The sequence below is a fragment of the Stenotrophomonas sp. BIGb0135 genome, assembly GCF_024810105.1.
Classification (GTDB): domain Bacteria; phylum Pseudomonadota; class Gammaproteobacteria; order Xanthomonadales; family Xanthomonadaceae; genus Stenotrophomonas; species Stenotrophomonas maltophilia_AB.
The window spans coordinates 139,127-158,560 of the sequence record NZ_JANUDX010000005.1; the positions used below are offsets into that span (position 1 = coordinate 139,127).

The following is a 19,434-nucleotide window of genomic DNA, read 5'->3' on the forward strand; positions in this document are numbered from 1 at the left end:
GTGGGTGGGGTTGCGGGACCGTCGTGCGCCATGGATGGCGCACGCGAGCCTCCAGGGATGGATTCACGGCGTGTCCCGCAGCCCCACCCACGCCGCCCAAACCGTCGGCACAAGGACACCACGGCTTTTGACGTTATTGCAGTTGCAGTTGCAGTTGCAGTTGCAGTTGCAGTTGACGTTGACGTTGACGTTGACGTTGACGTAGATCTTCAAACGCCACCCAACGCTCAACAGTCATCAAGATGATCGAACAACCCCGGCTGGCTCACCGCCTCACGCTCCCGGAATCCCCCCAACCCCACCCCCACCAACCGATAGCGCGTCTCCGCCGGCAGATCCACCCGCGACCGCAACGCCAACGCGATATCGCGCAACTCTTCCAGTGACTCCGGCGGCGACTCCGGCGTAAAGCTCCGCGTAATGATCCGGAACTGCGACGTCTTCAACTTCAGCACCACCGTGTGCCCCACCCGCTCCGTCTTCCGCGTCGCCTGCCACGTCTTTCCCGCCAGCTCCACGATTGCCGCGTCCAGTGCATCCAGCGGCAGATCTTCGGCGAACGTATCCTCCGACGAAATCGACTGCACCGGCTGGTCCGGCTCCACCGCACGCTCATCGATCCCCCGCGCGCGGTGGTACAACCGCGCACCGAAACTGCCGAACCGCCCTTCCAGCTGCTCCAGCGGCAACGCGCGCAGATCACCCACCGTCGCGATCCCCAGCTCGGCCAGCTTGGCCTCCATCACCTTGCCCACGCCCGGCACGCGATTGACCGGCAGCGGCGTCAGGAAGCGCTCCACGCGATGCGGCGGCACCACGAACTGACCATCCGGCTTGCGCCAATCCGAGGCGATCTTGGCCAGGAACTTGTTCGGTGCGATCCCCGCCGACGCCGTCAACCGCGTCTCCTCCCGGATCTGCGCCCGGATGATCTCCGCGATCTCCGTCGCCACCGTCATCCCGCCCTTGTGCACCGTCACATCCAGGTACGCCTCGTCCAGCGACAGCGGCTCCACCAGATCGGTATGCCGCAGGAAAATCTCCCGCACCTGCCGCGACACCGCCTTGTAGCGCACGAAGTCCGGCGGCACGAACACCGCGTCCGGGCACAGCCGCTCCGCGCGCAACGCCGGCATCGCCGACCGGATCCCGAACACCCGCGCCTCGTACGATGCCGCGCACACCACCGAGCGTGCGCCCTTCCACGCCACCACCACCGGCCGCCCGCGCAGCGACGGATCGTCGCGCTGCTCCACCGACGCGTAGAACGCGTCCATGTCCACGTGAATGATTTTGCGCAGAACGGACACGTCGGGAAGGCTCGGGCCTGGAAGCGGATTGCTAGATGAACAAGATTACAGCCACACGCCTGAGTATGGTCTTTTCATAACAACAACATGCGTTTTTCAAGCTGAAAACACTACGCCAGCGTACGGTTAAAACGTTTGATTGAATCACTTTTCCTCTGCACTCTTGCGCACTTGTAACCCAGCAACACAGCCGCCCCAGGGCCGGCTTCACCCGATGGCAACTTCTTCAGGATTGCGCTTTCCATGACTCGTCTCCACGCGTTCTCGCGCGAACAACTGCTGGCCAGCGCCCGCGGTGAACTGTTCGGCCCGGGCAGCGGTCGCCTGCCCAACGATCCGATGCTGATGTTCGATCGCATCACCGACATCCGCGACGACGGCGGCCCCCACGGCAAGGGACTGGTACGCGCCGAACTGGATATCCGCCCCGACCTGTGGTTCTTCGGCTGTCACTTCATCGGCGACCCGGTCATGCCCGGCTGCCTCGGCCTGGATGCCATGTGGCAGCTCACCGGCTTCTACCTGACATGGCTCGGCGCCCCCGGCCGCGGCCGCGCCCTGGGCTGTGGCGAAGTGAAGTTCACCGGCCAGGTGCTGCCCGAAGCGAAGCTGGTCAGCTACGAAATCGACATCACCCGCGTCATCAACCGCAAGCTGGTGATGGCCCAGGCCGACGCCCGCATGCTGGTGGACGGCCGCGAAATCTATTCCGCCAAGGACCTCCGCGTAGGTCTGTTCACCTCCACCGAGAACTTCTGATGCGTCGCGTCGTCATTACCGGAATGGGCATTACCTCGTGCCTGGGCAACGATCTGGACACGGTGTCCAGCGCACTGCGTGAGGGCCGTGCCGGCATCCGCACCCTGCCCGACCACGCCGAAGCCGGCCTGCGCAGCCACGTCGGCGGCAATATCGAACTGGACCTGGACGCGCAGATCGACCGCAAGGTGAAGCGCTTCATGAGCGACGCCTCGGCGTACGCCTATATCGCCATGCGCGATGCGATCGCCGATGCCGGCCTGGACGAGAGCCAGGTCGCCAACCCGCGCACCGGTCTGATTGCCGGTTCCGGCGGCGGGTCCAGCCAGTGGCAGGTGGAATCGGCCGACATCCTGCGCGCGCGTGGCGTGCGCAAGGTCGGCCCGTACATGGTGCCGCGCACGATGTGCTCGACCGTGTCGGCGTGCCTGGCCACCGCGTTCCAGATCAAGGGCCTGAGCTACTCGCTGTCCGCCGCCTGCGCGACCTCCGCGCACTGCATCGGCGCGGCCGCCGACCTGATCCGCCACGGTGCCCAGGACGTGATGTTCGCCGGCGGCGGTGAAGACCTGCACTGGTCGATGAGCGTGATGTTCGACGCCATGGGCGCGCTGTCCACCCGCTTCAACGAGACCCCGGCCTCGGCCTCGCGCCCGTATGACAAGGACCGCGACGGCTTCGTCATCGCCGGCGGCGGCGGCATGCTGGTGCTGGAGGACTACGACCACGCCGTGGCCCGTGGCGCGCGCATCTACGCCGAACTGGTCGGCTACGGCGTGACCTCCGACGGCGCCGACATGGTCGCCCCGTCCGGTGAAGGCGCGGTGCGCTGCATGAACATGGCCATGGCCAACCTGTCCGGCCCGATCGACTACCTCAACACGCACGGCACCTCGACCCCGCTGGGCGACGTCACCGAGCTGAAGGCGGTGCGCGAAGTGTTCGGCGAATCGATCCCGCCGTTGTCCTCGACCAAGGCCCTGTCCGGCCACTCGCTGGGCGCGGCAAGCGTGCACGAAGCGATCTACTGCCTGCTGATGATGCGCGACGGCTTCATCGCCGGCTCGGCGAACATCGGCGAACTCGACCCGCTGGTCGAAGGTTTCCCGATCGTGCGCGCCAGCCAGGAGGCGCAGTTGAACACGGTGATGTCCAACAGCTTCGGCTTCGGCGGCACCAACGCGGCGCTGGTGTTCGGCCGGGTGTGATGCGCGGTTGATGCGTGACGAGAAAGCCCGGCCAATGCGCCGGGCTTTTTTTCTTTGGTCTGGCGTTCATGGTGCCGGAACGAAGAGCAGCCGAGCATGGCTCGGCTCTACCGACGTGGCATCAGGCCACATGACCGGATGCCGTACCTGCAATCCCGCATCACGCATGACAGGATCACCCGCCGGCAATCCCGCATCACGCATGACCGGATCACGCGCTGGTAGTCCCGCATCACGCATGACCGGATCACCCGCCGGCAATCCCGCATCACGCATGACAGGATCACCCGCCGGCAATCCCGCATCACGCATGACCGGTAGTGCCGAGCCATGCTCGGCAACCGCGCGCAGCGCGGCATACGTGTCCGAAGGCAACATCCATCAAAGCGCCATTGGGTTGCCGGCATGGCACCAGCCCGACGCCCGGGGTTCGGCGGTCACGTTGCCGAAACGGAGAGCAGCCGAGCATGGCTCGGCTCTACCGACGTGGCGTCAGGCCACGTGATGCGGGATGCCGTGCCCGCAATCCCGCATCACGCATGACCGGATCACGTGCCGGCAATCCCGCATCACGCATGACCGGATGACGCGCCGGCAATCCCGCACCGCGCATGGCCGGATCACGTGCCGGCAATCTCACACCGCGCATGACCGGATGACGCGCCGACAATCCCGCACCACGCATGACCGGATCACGCGCCGGCAATCCCGCATCGCACATGACCGGATCACCCGCCGGCAATCCCGCGTCGCGCATGATCGGATCGCGCCGGTAATCTCACACCGCGCATGACCGGTAGTGCCGAGCCATGCTCGGCAACCGCGCGCAGCGCGGCGTACGCGTCCGAAGGGAACATCCATCAAAGCGCCATTGGGGTTGCCGGCATGGCACCAGCCCGACGCCCGGGGTTCGGCGGTCATGTTGCCGGAACGGAGAGCAGCCGAGCATGGCTCGGCTCTACCGATGTGGCATCAGGCCACGTGATCGGATGCCGTGCGGGCGATCCAACATAACGCGTGACCGGATGACACCCCGGCAATCCCGCACCGCGCATGACCGGTAGTGCCGAGCCATGCTCGGCAACCGCGCGCAGCGCGGCGTGCGCGTCCGAAGGCAACACCCATCAAAGCGCCATCGGGGTTGCCGGCATGGCACCATCCCGACGCCCTTGGTCCGACGCCCCGGGTCCAACGCCCCGGGTCCGACGCCGTTGGTCAGGCGGTCATGTTGCCGGCACGAAGAGCAGCCGAGCGTGGCTCGGCTCTACCGTAGGTGCGGCAGCAGCAATGCGTGCGCGTCCACCAGCGAACCAACGATGCGGTGGCCGAGCGCGCGCAGGTCTTCGTCGGGGTGCACCAGGTCGGGGACCTGGATCGCGGTCATGCCCGCGCCGACCGCTGCGCGGATACCCGCCGGCGAATCCTCCAGCGCCAGGCAGCGCGCCGGCTCCTTGCCCAGCTTCCGTGCGGCCAGCAGGTAGATGTCCGGCGCCGGCTTGGGGTGGGCCACGTCGCTGCTGGTCACCACCACGTCGAAGAACGCCAGCAACCCGGACGCCGCCAGCTTGCGCGAGGCGCGCGGCTGCCGGGTCGAGGTGGCCACCGCGCGCGGGATGTCGTGCTCGCGCAACAACTGCAGCAGTTCCAGGATGCCCGGCCGCAACGGCAGCCCGGCATGCGTGCGTGCTTCGTACAGGTCATGGCAGCGCGCGAACAACGCCGCCACCTGCCCGGCCTCGATGTGCTGCAGCAACAGGCGCTCGCAGTCGCGATCACCCAGCCCGACCAGGCGCAGCCAGAAGCCATCCTCGATGGGCAGCCTCAGTTCCTGCGCGGCCTGGCTCCAGCACGCGATCGACACCCGCTCGCTGTCGATCATCAGGCCATCCATGTCGAAGATGACCGCGTCAGGCAGGAACGGCAGCGCCGCGATCGCACTCATGGCACGTTGAACAGTGTGTCCAGGTCGGCCGCGTCGAGCATGCGCCACTGGCCTTCGCCCAGCCCGCCCAGGGTCAGCCCGCCGACGCGGCTGCGGTGCAGCGCCTCGACGTGGTTGCCGACCGCCGCGAACATGCGCCGCACCTGGTGGTAACGCCCCTCGTGCAGCACCAGCTCGGCCTCGCGCGGCGACCGCACCTCCAGCTCGGCCGGCAACAGCGGCTTGTCGTCGGATTCCAGCAGCAGCGTGCCGCTGGCGAAGCGTGCGGCCTCATCGCCGCGCAGGTCCTCGGCCAGGGTCACCTCGTAGGCCTTGTCCAGGCGCGACTTGGGCGACACGATCCGATGCAGCAGCGCGCCGTCGTCGGTCATCAGCAGCAGGCCGCTGGTGTCGCGGTCCAGGCGGCCCACCGAGGACAGCACCGGCGCGCGGTCGCGGTACCGCGGCGGCAGCAGGTCGTAGATCAACCGGCCCTTGTCCTTGGTCGAACAGGTATAGCCGCGCGGCTTGTGCAGCATCAGGGTGAGCCCCTGCGGCGGGTCCAGCGGCTCGCCCTCGACCCGGATCGCCTCGTGCGCGACCACGTCGTCGGCGTACAGCACCTCGCCTTCGGCATCGGTGACCAGGCCCTCGCGGAACATGCCCTGCACCTGCTTGCGGCTGCCATAGCCCAGGTTGGCCAACAACTTGACCAGCTTCATGCGCGACCTCCGCGGCCCCACTTCGGCTCGGTGCTGCGCGGGGCACGGGCCGGGGTGGCGCTCTTGCTGGCCTTGGTCGCTTCGATCAGCTTGAAGCCATCGCGCTCGGCGGCCACCCGGACCTGGCCGAAGCTTTCGTTGAGGATCTGCTCGTACGGCAGGTGGCGGTTGGCCACCAGCCACATCCGCCCGCCCGGGCGCAGCGCCTGCGCGGCCACGGCGATGAAGCGCTGGCCAATGTCGGGGCGGTCGGCGCGCGACGGGGTGTGGAACGGCGGATTGGTGACGATGAAGTCGTACTCGGCCTCGATCCCGGCAGTGACATCCTGCCAGTGGTAGGCCAGGGTGGCCGGCTTGTCGAGCCTGGCCAGGTTTTCCCGGGCCAACGCCAGCGCGCGGCCTTCGGCCTCGTACAGGTCCAGCGCGGTCACGCCCGGGCAGCGCGCCAGCACTTCGGTCGACAGGTAGCCGAAGCCGGCACCGAGATCGGCACCGCGCCCGGCCAGATCGGCCGGCAGCTGCTCCACCAGCAGCGCCGAAGCCGGGTCGATGCGATCCCAGGCAAAGATGCCCGGCCGGCTCTGGAAGCGCCCGCCGAGGATCGCGCGGGGTGCGTCCAGGGTGGCCCAGCGCTGCGCCAGCGCGGCGTCGTGCTGGCCGTTCAGCGGCGCGGTCCAGTAGGCCCGGCAATGGTTCTTGGTGAGCTTGCCGCCCAGCCCGGTCAGCTGCTGCAGGTCGCCTTCGCCGGAGCGCGCGCCCTCGTTGTTGTGCTGGCAGGCCACCACGATCCCGCCCGGGGCGGCCAGCGCCACGGCGCGGGCGAACAGGGCCTTGGCCTCTTCACGCTGGCGCGGGGGCAGCACCAGCACCACCGCGTAACGGGTGGGGTCATCGGCCAGCTGCTGCTCGTCGCGCACGGTCCAGCCACTGGCCTCCAGGGCATCGGCAAACGGGCGGAAGCTCTGCTCGCAGACCAGTTGGCCCGGCTGGGCGTGCTCGCGCAGCGGCCAGCCATCGCGGGCGCGCAGGAACAACACGGGGCCGGCGGGCCAGGACAGCACGCCACTGGCGAACGGCAGGAACAGGGTTTCCAGGGGAGCGTCGTGCTGGGCAGCCATCGGGGGGCACATCTTGAAAGAGACCGCCATTCTACCGGTTCGCCCGGATCGCCCCCGCCGTGCCCCGATTTGCGTTTATTCAACGCGGCGTTGATCCCCTGCCAACATCCCAACCGTCAGGGTGGAGGCTCACTTGTGATGGAGATGGCTCATGCGTGCATTGTTTGTCGGTGGCGTGGTGGACAACAGCGAAATGGACATCGAGGGCGCCCAGCCCCCGGTGCACTACCCGCAGGACACCGGCGGCGGGCACTCGCGCTACCGCCTGCACCAGGTGGGCAAGCAGTCCGATGGCAGCGTGGCCTATGCGGTATACGGTGCGCCGGACATGGCCGACGACGAGGTGGCGCGGGTGGCCGATGAACGCGCCTACGCGCGCCGTTTCGAAGCCGAGCCGGAAGTGTTCCAGCACTGAGGGCCCCCGGCAGGTACCGGCCATCGGCCGGTACCCCGCCGGAGAACCGGCTATTCCACCGGCGGCAACTGCCGGATCGCGGTGATCCGGTCCAACCAGACCAGGTGCTGCTGCACCGGCGCATCCAGGTCGTCCAGCCGCAACTGGCCGTTGCTGCCTTCGTTCTCGTCGGCGTCGCGATACTGCTGGAGGGTCGGCTGCACCGCCACCGTGCCCAGCACGCGGCTGCCGTCGTCGAGGGTCAGTTCCACCCGGGTCTGCCCGTGCAGCTGGGGCAGCAAGGCCTCCAGCGCGGCGATTTCAGCCGGATCGGTGTGGATGTGCGGGGCGTAACGGGACATGAGGGACTCCTCTGGCATGAACATGCGTGGCCACCCACCCGGGGGTGAGCAGCACGCGCGATTCGAATCGGGGGTTGGTCAGCGGCGCTGCCCGCCCAGTACGCTGCGCACCGCCGACACCAGCTGCGCCACGGAATAGGGCTTGGCCACGTGCTCCTGGAAGCCGGAGGCCAGCGCGCGCTTGCGGTCATCGGCGCGGGCCAATGCGGTCACCGCGACGGCCGGCAGTTCCGCCGCTTCCACGCCGATATCCTCGCGCAGGGTCCGCACCAGGCCGTAGCCATCCATGCCGGGCATGCCGATGTCGGTAAGCAGTACGTCGATCCCCGCGTGGCCACCCTGGTCCAGCAGCGCCAGCGCCTCGCCGGCCGACGCGGCCGCGGTGACTTCGGCGCCTTGCTCCTCCAGCAACCGGCGCAGGTACTCCAGCACTTCGGGCTGGTCTTCCACCGCCAGCAGGCGCAGGCCCTTGAGCGGGTACGGCTCGATCACCTGCTCGCTGATCGGGCCGCTGAACACTTCGCGCAGCGGCCGGCCATCGGCCTGCGGCTGGTAGCCCGGCAGGCGCACGGTGAAAGTGGCGCCGTGCCCATGGCCATCACTGCTGGCCGACACCACGCCGCCGTGCAGCTCCACCAGTTGCTGGGCGATTGCCAGCCCCAGCCCGAGGCCGCCATGGCGGCGGGTGGTGGTGCCGTCGGCCTGGCGGAACCGGCTGAACAGATGGCGCAGGAATTCCGGGGCGATGCCGTCGCCGGTGTCGGCCACGCTGATCGACCAGTGGCCGCCATCCTCGCGGAGGGTGACGGCCACGGTGCCTTCGGCCGGGGTGAACTTGATGGCATTGGAGAGCAGGTTCCACAGCACCTGCTGCAGGCGCGTGGCATCGCCGAGCACCAGGGCCGGCGTCTCGGGCAGGTCCAGGCGCATCTGCAGCGCCTTGCCTTCGGCGACCAGTTCCTGGGCGCGCATCGCTTCGGTGAGCTGCACGCGCAGGTCCAGCACTTCCACTTCCAGCTGCACCTTGCCCAGCAGCATGCTGCTCAGGTCGAGCATGTCCGAGATCAACCGCTTCTGCGCCATCGCGCTGTTGGCGATCACGCCCAGGCCCTTGAACAGCGGGCTGGTGTCGTCCACGCGCTGCAGCAGCAGCTCGCTCCAGCCCAGGATGGTGGTGAGCGGGGTGCGCAGCTCGTGCGACAGCGTGGCCAGGAACTCGTCCTTCAGCCGCGCCATGTTTTCGGCGGCACTGCGCGCGGCGCGCTCGGACTGCAACAGTTCCTCGCGCGCCATTTCGATTTCACGGCGTTCGGTCACGTCCGGGCTGCTGCCGGCCAGACCGATGAACCGCCCCATCCGCGAGAAACGCGGGCGTGCGTTCATTTCCAGCCAGCGCCACTGGCCATCGGCACGACGGCCACGCACCAGCGCATGCATGGAGCGCTGCGCCTTCAGGGCTTCCTGCAGTTCGTAGTCGAACACCGAGGCATCGTCGGGATGCACCAGGCCACGCCAGACGTCTTCGGGCACCCGTTCATCGCCGCCGAAGAATTCGGTGAAGGCGCTGTTGACGAAACGGGCATGGCCGCGCTCGTCGAGCACCCACACCGGCATCGGCAGGCCATCGGCCAGCGCGCTGAAGCGCGCCTCGCTCTCGGCCAGTTCCACTTCGATCTGCTTGCGGCTGGAGATGTCGAAGAACACGACGGCGACGCGGTGTTCGCCCGGCTCGCCCACCCGCACCGCCTCCACCGAATACCAGCGCCCCAGGGCGCGAGCCTCCAGCTCGAACTGCTGCGGCTGGCCGGTCAGGGCGACCTGCCCGTAGAGGCGGAACCAGTCGCTCTCATGCCCCGGCACCATGACGCTCACCTGCTGGCCCGGTGCCCCCACCAGGCCGGTGTTGCGTTCGAAGGCGTCGTTGACCTCCAGGAAGCGGTAGTCCACCGCCTGTTCCTGCTCGAACAGCACCTCGATCACGCAGAAGCCGGCATTCATCTGCTCCAGCATGCTGCGGTACATGCCAGGATCGGATGCAGGCGCCATGAAGGGAGGTCGTTCAAGCGTGGAAGCGGGCAGGCTGGACAAGGGCGTCAATGGGGCAATCGGCGAAACGGAGAGACACAGCATCTTCCAGAGCGCGTATTCGTAGCGTCAAGCGCCATGGGTGGGATTGACGTGGGTGAATTCGCGCCAACCGGGCCGACCGGCGGCGCCGCCGGCGATTGTCCCGCCGGAGCATCGGGATCACACTCGGCCTCGATCCCATCCGTGATCGCGACCAAGGAATCCCCATGAACCGCACTCCCTGGATGGCCGGTGCCCTGGCCTGCCTGCTGCTGGTCGGTACGACCGCGGCGGCCGGACCGCGCTCGGTAACCGCCGCCGATGCCCCCCGGGCCCTGAGCGGGGAGGGTCCGGTACAGGTCAATTGGACCGATCCGGCCCAGTTCACCGAGATCCGCGCCAGCAACAACCGCTTCGAGGCCGAGCGCGGCAACTGGGTGCAGCAGCTGGCGCAGTACGTGCGCACCTCGGCCGGCAAGCAGCTGCAGCCGGGCCAGCAGCTGGCCGTGACCTTTACCGATATCAAGCGCGCCGGCGATTACGAGCCCTGGCACGGCCCGCGCGGCAACGACATCCGGATCCTGCGCGATGTGTACCCGCCGCGGATCACGCTGACCTACACGCTCAAGGATGCCCAGGGCCGGGTGCTGGGCGAAGGCGAGCGCAAGCTGGTCGACAACGGCTACCTGCACAACATCGGGATGCAGAGCGATACCGATCCGCTGCGCTATGAGAAGCGGCTGCTGGACGACTGGGTCCGCCGCGACCTGCGTGCGCAGGCGACGGCCAGCAACTGAGGCCGTCAGGTGCTGGCGTGGGCGCCGACGGGCGGCGCGGATCGGGCGCCGTCTCCGCCCGAGGCTGCCAGGCGCGTCAGGGCCGCGTCAGGGCCGCGCAGGCGCCGTCAGGCGCCCAGCAGCGCGTGCGGGACCCGCTTCACCGCGCAGGGCAGCTGGTAGGCACTCACCCCGCATAGCGGGGCCAGCACGTCCAGCCGCGGCGCGTCGCCCCACAGGGTGACGCGGCTGCCCAGCCCGGCCTGCGGCAGGTCGGTGAGGTCCACGGTCAGCATGTCCATCGAGACCCGCCCGATCAGGCGGCCCGGCTGCCCATCGATCACCACCGGCGTGCCGTTCGGGGCGAACTGCGGATACCCATCGGCATAGCCCAGCGCCACCACCCCGACCCGGGTGGGACGTTCGGCGACGAAGCGCGCCCCATAGCCGACCGGTTCGCCGACCCCGATCTCACGCACCGCGAAGATCGTCGACTGCATCGTCATCACCGGGCGCAGCCGCGCACTCAGTTCCGGATGCCCGGGCAGCGGGTTGGCGCCATACAGCATCAGGCCCGGACGCACCCAGTCACTACGCACGTCCGGCCAGCCCAGCAGGGCCGGCGAGTTGCACAGGCTGGTCTCGCCGGCCAGGCCCGCGATCGTGGCGGCGAACAGCTCGGCCTGCTCGCGCGTGCGCGGGCTGTCCAGTTCGTCGGCGCGTGCCATGTGGCTCATCAGCACCATCGGCCCCACCTGCGGCAGCGCGGACAGGCGCGCATGCGCGGCGCGGAAGTCCGCCGGCGACAGCCCCAGCCGGTGCATGCCGCTGTCCAGTTTCAGCCAGATCCGCAGCGTCGCGGTGGTCTGGAACGCCGCCACCGCCTCCACCTGCCACGGCGTGCCCACTGCGAACCACAGATCGTGCTGCACGATCAGGGGCAATTCGTCGGCGTCGAAGAACCCTTCCAGCAGCACGATGGGCGTGGTGATGCCGGCCTGGCGCAGTTCCAGCGCTTCTTCGATGCAGGCCACGCCGAACGCATCGGCCTCGCCCTGCAGCGCGCGCGCGCAGTCGATGGCGCCATGGCCGTAGGCATCGGCCTTGATCGCGGCCAGGGTCTTGCGACCGCCACCGAGTTCACGGGCGAGGCGGAAATTGGCGCGCAACGCGTCCAGGTCGATCAACGCGCGGGCTGGGCGCATGCTTTGGGCTCACTATGAACAACGGATGCGGCGGCATGGCCGTAACGGAAGATATCCAGGCCTTCGGTGCTGATCTGCGGCTGGCGCGCGCTCATCAGGTCGGCCAGGTAACGGCCCGAACCGCAGGCCATGGTCCAGCCCAGCGTGCCGTGGCCGGTGTTGAGGAACAGGTTGCGGTACGGGGTGGCGCCGATCACCGGCGTGCCATCCGGGGTGGCCGGGCGCAGCCCGGTCCAGAACTCGGCGCGCGACAGGTCGCCGCCATGCGGGTACAGGTCGCCGACCACCTTTTCCAGGGTGGCGCGGCGGCGCGGCGACAGTGACAGGTCGAACCCGCCCACCTCGGCCATGCCACCGACGCGGATGCGGTCGTCGAAGCGGGTCACGGCCACCTTGTAGCTCTCGTCCAGGATGGTCGAGGTCGGGGCCATCGCCGCGTTGGTGATCGGCAGGGTCAGCGAATACCCCTTGAGCGGGTACACCGGCAGGCGCAGGCCGAGCGGGTCCACCAGCGACGGCGAATAGCTGCCGAGTGCGACCACGTAGCGGTCGGCGGTTTCCAGCGTGCCGTCGATGCGCACGCCGGTAATGCGGTCGCCGTCGGTCTGCAGGCCGGCGATGTCCTGGTCGAAGCGGAACTCGACTCCGGCGTCCACGCACATCTGCGCCAGGCGACGGGTGAACAGCTGGCAGTCGCCGGTCTGGTCGCGCGGCAGCCACAGCGCGCCGACGAGCGTGTCGGCCACCCCGGCCAGGGCCGGTTCGTGGGCGATGATGCCCTCGCGGTCGAGCACCTTGTACGGCACCCCGTACTGCGCCAGCACCTCGATGTCCTGTGCGGAGGCATCCAACTGCTGCTGGGTGCGGAACAGCTGGGTGGTGCCCAGGTCGCGCCCTTCGAATTCGATGCCGGTCTCACGGCGCAGTTCGTTCAGGCAGTCGCGGCTGTACTCGGACATCCGCACCATGCGCGCCTTGTTGATCGCGTAGCGCTCGTGGGTGCAGTTGCGCAGCATCTGCGCCAGCCACGCGTACTGGCGCCAATCCAGGCCGGGGCGGATCGCCAGCGGCGCATGTTCGGAGAACAGCCATTTGACCGCCTTCAGCGGCACGCCCGGGGCGGCCCACGGCGAGGTGTAGCCGAAGGACAGCTGGCCGGCGTTGGCGAAACTGGTTTCCAGCGCCGGACCGGGCTGGCGGTCCACGACCGTGACTTCAAACCCGGCCTGCCGCAGGTACCAGGCACTGGTGGTGCCGATGACGCCGCTGCCAAGGACTAGAACGCGCATGCTGCTTCTCCAACCCGATCATTCCCTGCACTGGCGCGTGCCGGGACCATAATTGGGCAAGTATATTCCGGCCAAACCAAGCATTTCTCCTGTTTTTAGGAGTGCTTGCAGGGTATTGTCTCGCCAACCCCCATGCCTGGATGACGCCCATGGCCGTACGCCCCCGCGAACTGGACAAGATCGACCGCAAGATCCTGCGCATCCTGCAGGCCGAGGGCCGCATTTCCTTCACCGAACTGGGCGAGCGGGTGGGGCTGTCGACCACGCCCTGCACCGAGCGCGTGCGCCGGCTGGAGCGCGACGGGGCGATCACCGGCTACTACGCCAAGCTCGATCCTCACTACCTCAAGGCCAGCCTGCTGGTCTTCGTGGAGATCAGCCTGGCCTACAAGTCCGGCGATATCTTCGAGGAGTTCCGGCGCGCCGCGTTGAAGCTGCCCAACGTGCTGGAATGCCACCTGGTCTCGGGCGATTTCGATTACCTGCTCAAGGCGCGCATCAGCGAGATGGCCTCCTACCGCAAGCTGCTCGGCAGCACCCTGCTGACCCTGCCGCATGTGCGCGAATCCAAGAGCTACATCGTGATGGAAGAAGTCAAGGAAACGCTGACCCTGCCGATCCCGGACTGAGCCGGGAATGCAAAAGGCGGCGCGCTTGCGCGCACCGCCTTCGATCATGCCTCGCGCGCGTCAGCGCTGTTGCTTGGAGTCGGGGTGACGCTGCTGGTCGGGCTGTTTGCCTTTCTGGTTCTGCTGGTCCCACTGCTGCTGGTTCTGCTGGCCGGCCTTCTGGTGCTGCTGACTGCCCTGCTGTTCCTGCTGCGGCATTTTGCCGCCCTTCTGGTTCTGCTGGTTGGTCATGATTGCACTCTTCGGAAAAACCTTGGAATACGCCGCGTTCCGGCGCACGAACAGGGTCCGGGAAAAACGGTTAATCGCAGGCGAAAAAACAGTGAGCGGCATCGTTGATGGAGATGACTGCGTGGCCTGGTTGTGGGGCGTTCATGGACGCGACGCTGCGCTTGTACTCATGCACATGCACATGCGGCATCGCTCGCCGCATGTCCACGTGCAGTCGACCGCGCGTCGCGCCCTGACGCGTCGCGGGACAGAGTCACGCTGCGAGGCAGAGGTGATCGTACGAGGCACAGGTGATGCCGCGAGACAGGCCTGATGTCGCAAGCCTGGCCAACTGCCGACCGTGTCACGCGCCGACGAACGGATGAGGCCGAACGAGGTGACGCGCGTGCTGCGCACGGCACCTGCGTTCAAGGTCGCCCTGCCGTCCATCCATGCAGCACCCCGTGCCGTCGACCCGGGATCGACCCCACCAGAACTTACGGCTTGATCTGCTGGCCGTTGCCGCTGGGGATGGCGTCGTAATACTTGCCCGTGCGCGTATCCAGCACGCGGTTGGGGCCGACCTGCCTGGCGCCGGGAATGATGCGGCCGTGGCGGTCGTACACCTTGGGCTGCAGGGTCGGGCCCTGGATCGGTTGCGCCGGCCCATCGCCCTGGGCCTGGATCGGGTGGGTGCGCAGCTGCTGCTGGACCTGGCTGTCGGACTTCACCGGCGCCATCTGCCCGGACAGGCTGTCGGCCGGGGCCGGACGCACCGGCGTGGGCAGCGGCGTCGGGGTGGGCTGGGAGACCACCACCGGGCGGGTTTTGGTCGGGCTCGGCGGCGGGCCGATCTGCGCCATGGCCGCCGCCGGCAACAGCACCAGCAGCGCGACGGCGAGGCAGGGGTGGCGGGACATGGCGTGCTCCAGCGGGAATCAGGGCTCCACCTTGCACCCACGCGGGTATCAGCACCATGAACAACGCCGATCCACACCGCCCGGGTTGAAGCAACCGCCGCCGACCCAATCTTGAACCCACCCCCGCGAGGAACCGCCATGACCGCCTTCGATCTCTCCCCCCCCAGCGACGCCCAGCGCCAGGCCCTGGAAGCCGGCCTGAGCGCCGATGAGCGCCGCGTGCTGCTCCAGCACGGCACCGAAGCCCCGTTCTGCGGCGTCTTCCTGGACAACAAGCAGGACGGCGTCTACGGCTGCCGCCTGTGCGGGCTGCCGCTGTTCCGTTCCAGCACCAAGTTCGACTCCGGCACCGGCTGGCCGAGCTTCTTCGCCCCGTTCGACCCGGCCCACGTGCGCGAGATCCGCGACATCAGCCACGGCATGATCCGTACCGAAATCGTTTGCGCGCGGTGTGACAGCCATCTCGGCCATGTGTTTCCCGATGGCCCGCCGCCGACCCACGAGCGGCATTGCCTGAATTCGGTCTCGCTGGCGTTCACCGCCAATGGCCAGGCCTATCCGGACCCGCTGCAGCGCGGCGGCGCCGAGGCCCAACCGGCCGGCTGAGCCCGGCGGTGTGAACCGGCCAGACCACCCAGGCGGGCAAGTGCGGGCCGTCGGCCCGCGCGGCCCGGGGGGCAAAAGTGTGACGTTGAGCGAACGGCCCCCTTCAGAAAACCTGAATCCGGGCCGACAAGGAGAGGTATCCCCTACTCCCTCCGCGTCGGCCCATGCTCATCTTCGTTGGATTCCTCGTCGTCATCATCAGCGTGCTGGGCGGCTATATCGGCGCGCACGGCAAGCTGGCCGCCCTGTGGCAGCCGTACGAACTGGTCATCATCGGGGGTGCGGCACTGGGCGCGTTCCTGGTCGGCACCCCGATCAAGACCGTCAAGCAGACCCTGCAGGCCACCGTGGGCGTGTTCAAGGGCCCGGCCTACAAGCAGCAGGATTACATCGACGTCCTGAGCCTGCTCTACGAACTGCTCAACAAGGCTCGCCGCGAGGGCTTCATGGCGCTGGAAGACCACGTCGAGCGCCCGGCCGAAAGCAGCATCTTCGCCAACTACCCCAAGGTGCAGGCCGACCACCACCTGGTCGACTTCATCACCGACTGCCTGCGCCTGATGATCGGCAGCAACATCGAGCCGCACGAGCTGGAGCCGTTGCTGGAGCTGGAGCTGGAAAAGCACCACGCCGAAGCGATGCAGCCCTCGGCGGTGCTCAACAAGGTGTCCGATGGCCTGCCCGGCTTCGGCATCGTGGCCGCGGTGCTGGGCATCGTGATCACCATGGGCTCGATCGGCGGTGAGATCACCGAAGTCGGCGCCCACGTGGCCGGCGCGCTGGTCGGCACCTTCCTCGGCATCCTGCTGGCCTACGGTTTCGTCAGCCCGCTGGCGGCCGCGGTGGAAGCACGTGCCGAGCAGGACAGCCGCATCTACGAGTCGGTGAAGACGGCGCTGCTGGCCTGCCTGCGCGGCTACAACCCGAAGATCGCCCTCGAATTCGCGCGCAAGACCCTGCCATCCAACGTGCGCCCGGGCTTCAGCGAGTTCGAACAGCACCTCAAGACGGTCAAGTAAGGCACCGCCATGGCCGAGAACAAACCCACCGTCATCGTCCGCCGGGTCCGCAAGGCCGGCCATGCCGCCCACCATGGCGGCGCGTGGAAGGTCGCCTACGCCGACTTCGTGACCGCGATGATGGCCTTCTTCCTGGTGCTGTGGCTGATGGCGGCCACCACCAAGCCCGAGCGCGCGGCCATTTCCGAGTACTTCCGCAACCCCAGCCCGCTGGCCGGGCAGAGTTCGACCCCGGCCCCCGGCATGGCTGGCCCGGGCGGCGCCAGTACGTCGATGATCAAGCTGGGCGGGGCGACCGACATCTCCCGCGGCAACAGCAACGACCCCTTCCAGAACAAGCAGGAAGCGGTGCCGCAGCCGGTGGACCAGCAGGCGCGCGACAAGCAGCAGCTGGAAGCGCTGATGAAGGAACTGCAGGAGGCGATCAGCAAGAGCCAGGCCCTGGAGCCGTTCAAGGACCAGCTGCTGCTGGACCTCACCCCGGAAGGCCTGCGCATCCAGATCGTGGACAAGCAGAACCGGCCGATGTTCGACATGGGCAGTGCCGCGCTCAAGCCGTACACGCGCGACATCCTGCGCGAGCTGTCGCAGTTCATCAATCACGTGCCGAACCGGATCAGCATCACCGGCCACACCGACACCACCGCCTACAACGCCGTGCACGGCTACAGCAACTGGGAGCTCAGCGCCGACCGCGCCAACGCCGCCCGCCGTGCGCTGCTCGACGGCGGCATGACCGAGGACAAGGTGACCCGCGTGGTCGGCCTGTCTTCCTCGGTGCTGTTCGACAAGGCCCAGCCGGACAACCCGATCAACCGCCGGATCAGCATCGTGGTGATGACCAAGGCCGCCGAAGCCGCCGCGCTGGCCGGTGCCGGCCAGGAGCTGGCGCTGTCGCCCACCGCCGCCGACGCCGACATCCAAGCTGCCCAGGCACCGCCGACCACGCCCTGAGCGGTACGGGGTGGTCGGTGGTCGGTGGTCGGTGGTCGGCCGTGCGGTTGCGCGGACGCCCGGACGCTCGCCCGACGGGACGACGCGCGCGCCGCCTTGGCAGGCTCGCGCCAGGCCGACTGCACCTGGATCGTCAGCGCAGCGGCCGCATCCGGGCGCCATGTCGTTGCAGGTCATGCGTTTCCCGGGCGTGGGCGGAACACCGGCGGGCGGTCGGGACGCGACCCAGCCGCGGCCGTGGTTCCCCCGCTTCGTCGAGGCGACCCTGGCCGCGACCGCCCCATTGCCATCCGGACCGACGGCAATGGCCAACCCCCATTACAATGGCGGTCTTTCCCTGTGTAGATAGACGCCACCATGTCCAAGCAGTCCAAGGCCAAGCGCGACAAGCGCAAGAAGCTGCAGCCCAAGCGCCCGATCAACCGCCTCAACGCCCAGCAGCCGGTGCAGAACCATGCCGTGCTGACCAACGAAGAGGGCCAGGTCGTGGCCGCGATCGGCCTGCAGGGCACCGAATGGCTGCTGGCCATCGGCGGCCAGACCATGGGCAACGCCGACAACCCGGTGCCGATGCTGGCCATGCTCAAGCACCTGTCCAACGTGCAGGAAAAGGAAGGCCGCAAGGTCAACCTGGAATACTCGACCCAGCTGCAGCAGCTGATCGATGACCTGGCCGCCGACGAAGGCAAGACCGCCGACGAATACCTGGCCCAGCTGGTGTCCGAGTTCGAGGGCGTGGAAGGTGAGGACGGCGACGAAGGCGACGCCGATGCCACCGCCGAAGACGCGCAGGTCGTGGAGCCGGCCGAGGCCGAAGACGCTGCCGACGCCACCCCGGCCGCCAGCGACGACAAGCCGCAGGCCTGAGCCATGGCCGCCCGGTGACGGTCTATATCGACGATGCGGTCCACCCCTGGCGCGGCGAGCGCTGGGCGCATCTGATGGCCGACACACTGCCCGAGCTGCACGCCATGGCGGCGCAGCTCGGGATTCCCCGGCGGGCGTTCCAGAACCGCCCCAGTGGGGCCCACTACGACGTGCCCGCGCCGCTGCGTGCGCAGGCGATCGCACTGGGCGCGCACGCCATTTCGCGCCACACCGATCGGGCGCTGGTCAAAGCGGTCATCGCCAACGCGCGCACGCAATACCAAACGTAGTGCCGGCCGTTGGCCGGCAACCTCAGCAACCTGTCAGCGCACGCTGCGTGCCGGTCGCTGGCCGGCACCTGCCGTCAGGGCTCGTGGCCGCCGGATGCCCGGAGCCGCCGACCAACGGTCGGCGCTACCGGTGGCGTCTTCAGAACGGGTCGCTGCCCGGCCGCACTTCCACGCCCAGCAGCGAGCACAGCGCCAGCATGGCGTCGTCGTCACGGCTGAGCGCCATCCACCCGGCCAGGCCACCGTTGCCGGTGTCCACGCTCCACAGCGAATAATTGTGCTCGCGCAGGCGGTCGTAGGCGGTCGCCATCAGCACCGGCGCATCCACGCGGGCCGCGAAGTCCTCGTCGTCGAGGTCGCCGCCCCAGTCCAGCTGCAGGTTCCAGCGCGCGGACAGCTCGTTGACCGCCGACATCAGGGCATCGGCATCGCCGCGATCCACCTCGAAACCGGACTGCCAGGCGATCGCCGCCATCAGCGGCGGCAGCCAGTCGGCGTCCTCGTCGATCTCCTCGCCCGCCTCCAGCACCGCCTCGCGCCAGCGGTTGAACTGCTGCAGGCCCAGCTCTTCGTCGCCGGGGTTGATCAACACGAACAGATTCCAGATCCGCGCCTCGAAATCGTCTTCGTCGAAATCGCGCTCGTCTTCTTCGAAGTCGAAATAGTCGCTGTTGTCAGGCATGGCGGGTAGTTCCTTGAGGCAGGCGGGCATTCTGCCGTGCAGCGGCGTTGTCAGGAAGCGAAATTCGGCGCCGGGCGCGCCGCGGTTTATCCTGTGCGCCTGGAAGATGGCCGTGTTGGCCATCAC

22 protein-coding genes are annotated in these 19,434 nt (G+C 68.2%); 10 read left to right on the forward strand and 12 right to left on the reverse strand.

Annotated elements, in window-relative coordinates:
* Positions 1 to 227: 227 nt before the first annotated feature.
* On the reverse strand, positions 228 to 1,310 hold the full coding sequence (gene dinB / locus M2421_RS12645) for a DNA polymerase IV (protein ID WP_259207175.1): 1,083 nt from the start codon (positions 1,308 to 1,310) through the stop codon (positions 228 to 230).
* Between the two features lie 243 nt (positions 1,311 to 1,553).
* Between dinB and fabA the strand changes: the two genes are divergently transcribed.
* Together fabA and fabB are read left to right on the forward strand one after the other, a co-directional pair.
* On the forward strand, positions 1,554 to 2,069 hold the full coding sequence (gene fabA / locus M2421_RS12650; RefSeq protein WP_038690696.1) for a 3-hydroxyacyl-[acyl-carrier-protein] dehydratase FabA: 516 nt from the start codon (positions 1,554 to 1,556) through the stop codon (positions 2,067 to 2,069).
* Positions 2,069 to 3,277, forward strand: a complete 1,209-nt coding sequence (gene fabB / locus M2421_RS12655) for a beta-ketoacyl-ACP synthase I (RefSeq protein WP_259207179.1) — start codon at positions 2,069 to 2,071, stop codon at positions 3,275 to 3,277. The genes fabA and fabB overlap by 1 nt, the downstream gene beginning before the upstream one ends.
* Before the next feature lie 66 nt (positions 3,278 to 3,343).
* Here the strand turns inward: fabB and M2421_RS12660 are convergent, their stop codons facing one another.
* The 4 genes from M2421_RS12660 to M2421_RS12675 form a co-directional block, all read right to left on the reverse strand.
* Complete coding sequence (locus tag M2421_RS12660; RefSeq protein ID WP_259207181.1) at positions 3,344 to 3,655, reverse strand: hypothetical protein; 312 nt, start codon at positions 3,653 to 3,655, stop codon at positions 3,344 to 3,346.
* Positions 3,656 to 4,541: 886 nt separating this feature from the next.
* Complete coding sequence (locus M2421_RS12665) at positions 4,542 to 5,219, reverse strand: HAD family phosphatase (RefSeq protein WP_259207184.1); 678 nt, start codon at positions 5,217 to 5,219, stop codon at positions 4,542 to 4,544.
* On the reverse strand, positions 5,216 to 5,920 hold the full coding sequence (locus tag M2421_RS12670) for a pseudouridine synthase (protein WP_259207186.1): 705 nt from the start codon (positions 5,918 to 5,920) through the stop codon (positions 5,216 to 5,218). The genes M2421_RS12665 and M2421_RS12670 overlap by 4 nt, the downstream gene beginning before the upstream one ends.
* Positions 5,917 to 7,038: a class I SAM-dependent methyltransferase gene (locus tag M2421_RS12675; RefSeq protein ID WP_259207188.1), complete on the reverse strand. Its 1,122-nt coding sequence runs from the start codon at positions 7,036 to 7,038 to the stop codon at positions 5,917 to 5,919. Before M2421_RS12675 ends, M2421_RS12670 begins: the two co-directional genes overlap by 4 nt.
* A 151-nt stretch (positions 7,039 to 7,189) precedes the next feature.
* Between M2421_RS12675 and M2421_RS12680 the strand changes: the two genes are divergently transcribed.
* Complete coding sequence (locus M2421_RS12680; RefSeq protein ID WP_259207190.1) at positions 7,190 to 7,453, forward strand: hypothetical protein; 264 nt, start codon at positions 7,190 to 7,192, stop codon at positions 7,451 to 7,453.
* A gap of 50 nt (positions 7,454 to 7,503) precedes the next feature.
* On the opposite strand, the gene M2421_RS12685 is transcribed toward M2421_RS12680, so the two are convergent.
* Both M2421_RS12685 and M2421_RS12690 read right to left on the reverse strand, forming a co-directional pair.
* Positions 7,504 to 7,794 (reverse strand): DUF3247 family protein, encoded by a 291-nt coding sequence (locus tag M2421_RS12685; protein WP_259207191.1) that lies wholly within the window; start codon positions 7,792 to 7,794, stop codon positions 7,504 to 7,506.
* A 78-nt stretch (positions 7,795 to 7,872) separates the two neighbouring features.
* Positions 7,873 to 9,840: an ATP-binding protein gene (locus tag M2421_RS12690; RefSeq protein WP_259207192.1), complete on the reverse strand. Its 1,968-nt coding sequence runs from the start codon at positions 9,838 to 9,840 to the stop codon at positions 7,873 to 7,875.
* A gap of 248 nt (positions 9,841 to 10,088) precedes the next feature.
* On the opposite strand from M2421_RS12690, the gene M2421_RS12695 reads away from it, so the two are divergent.
* Positions 10,089 to 10,658: a DUF3016 domain-containing protein gene (locus tag M2421_RS12695; protein ID WP_259207194.1), complete on the forward strand. Its 570-nt coding sequence runs from the start codon at positions 10,089 to 10,091 to the stop codon at positions 10,656 to 10,658.
* A 107-nt stretch (positions 10,659 to 10,765) separates the two neighbouring features.
* Here the strand turns inward: M2421_RS12695 and alr are convergent, their stop codons facing one another.
* Together alr and M2421_RS12705 are read right to left on the reverse strand one after the other, a co-directional pair.
* A complete protein-coding gene (gene alr, locus M2421_RS12700; protein ID WP_259207197.1) occupies positions 10,766 to 11,842 on the reverse strand; it encodes an alanine racemase in 1,077 nt (358 codons plus the stop codon).
* Positions 11,821 to 13,131 (reverse strand): D-amino acid dehydrogenase, encoded by a 1,311-nt coding sequence (locus M2421_RS12705; protein WP_259207198.1) that lies wholly within the window; start codon positions 13,129 to 13,131, stop codon positions 11,821 to 11,823. Before M2421_RS12705 ends, alr begins: the two co-directional genes overlap by 22 nt.
* Before the next feature lie 149 nt (positions 13,132 to 13,280).
* Here M2421_RS12705 and M2421_RS12710 point away from each other — a divergent pair, with 149 nt between their 5' ends.
* Positions 13,281 to 13,760 carry an Lrp/AsnC ligand binding domain-containing protein gene (locus M2421_RS12710; RefSeq protein WP_259207200.1) on the forward strand — a complete coding sequence of 160 codons (480 nt, stop codon included), beginning with the start codon at positions 13,281 to 13,283 and terminating at the stop codon, positions 13,758 to 13,760.
* A 60-nt stretch (positions 13,761 to 13,820) separates the two neighbouring features.
* Here the strand turns inward: M2421_RS12710 and M2421_RS12715 are convergent, their stop codons facing one another.
* Complete coding sequence (locus tag M2421_RS12715) at positions 13,821 to 14,093, reverse strand: hypothetical protein (protein WP_259207202.1); 273 nt, start codon at positions 14,091 to 14,093, stop codon at positions 13,821 to 13,823.
* Between the two features lie 374 nt (positions 14,094 to 14,467).
* On the reverse strand, positions 14,468 to 14,890 hold the full coding sequence (locus M2421_RS12720) for a classical arabinogalactan protein 4 (RefSeq protein WP_259207204.1): 423 nt from the start codon (positions 14,888 to 14,890) through the stop codon (positions 14,468 to 14,470).
* 138 nt (positions 14,891 to 15,028) lie between these two features.
* Between M2421_RS12720 and msrB the strand changes: the two genes are divergently transcribed.
* The 5 genes from msrB (at position 15,029) to M2421_RS12745 (ending at position 18,626) form a co-directional block, all read left to right on the forward strand.
* Positions 15,029 to 15,496: a peptide-methionine (R)-S-oxide reductase MsrB gene (gene msrB, locus M2421_RS12725; protein ID WP_259207206.1), complete on the forward strand. Its 468-nt coding sequence runs from the start codon at positions 15,029 to 15,031 to the stop codon at positions 15,494 to 15,496.
* A gap of 164 nt (positions 15,497 to 15,660) precedes the next feature.
* Positions 15,661 to 16,515: a flagellar motor stator protein MotA gene (gene motA, locus M2421_RS12730; protein WP_259207208.1), complete on the forward strand. Its 855-nt coding sequence runs from the start codon at positions 15,661 to 15,663 to the stop codon at positions 16,513 to 16,515.
* A 9-nt stretch (positions 16,516 to 16,524) separates the two neighbouring features.
* Positions 16,525 to 17,469, forward strand: coding sequence for a flagellar motor protein MotB (gene motB / locus M2421_RS12735; protein ID WP_259207209.1), 945 nt, complete (start codon positions 16,525 to 16,527; stop codon positions 17,467 to 17,469).
* Positions 17,470 to 17,826: 357 nt separating this feature from the next.
* Positions 17,827 to 18,336: a hypothetical protein gene (locus tag M2421_RS12740; protein ID WP_259207211.1), complete on the forward strand. Its 510-nt coding sequence runs from the start codon at positions 17,827 to 17,829 to the stop codon at positions 18,334 to 18,336.
* A 14-nt stretch (positions 18,337 to 18,350) separates the two neighbouring features.
* Entirely contained in the window at positions 18,351 to 18,626 is a 276-nt protein-coding gene (locus M2421_RS12745; RefSeq protein WP_259207213.1) for a DUF4031 domain-containing protein, read from the forward strand.
* A 139-nt stretch (positions 18,627 to 18,765) separates the two neighbouring features.
* Here the strand turns inward: M2421_RS12745 and M2421_RS12750 are convergent, their stop codons facing one another.
* A complete protein-coding gene (locus M2421_RS12750; RefSeq protein WP_259207215.1) occupies positions 18,766 to 19,308 on the reverse strand; it encodes a hypothetical protein in 543 nt (180 codons plus the stop codon).
* Positions 19,309 to 19,434: the final 126 nt, after the last annotated feature.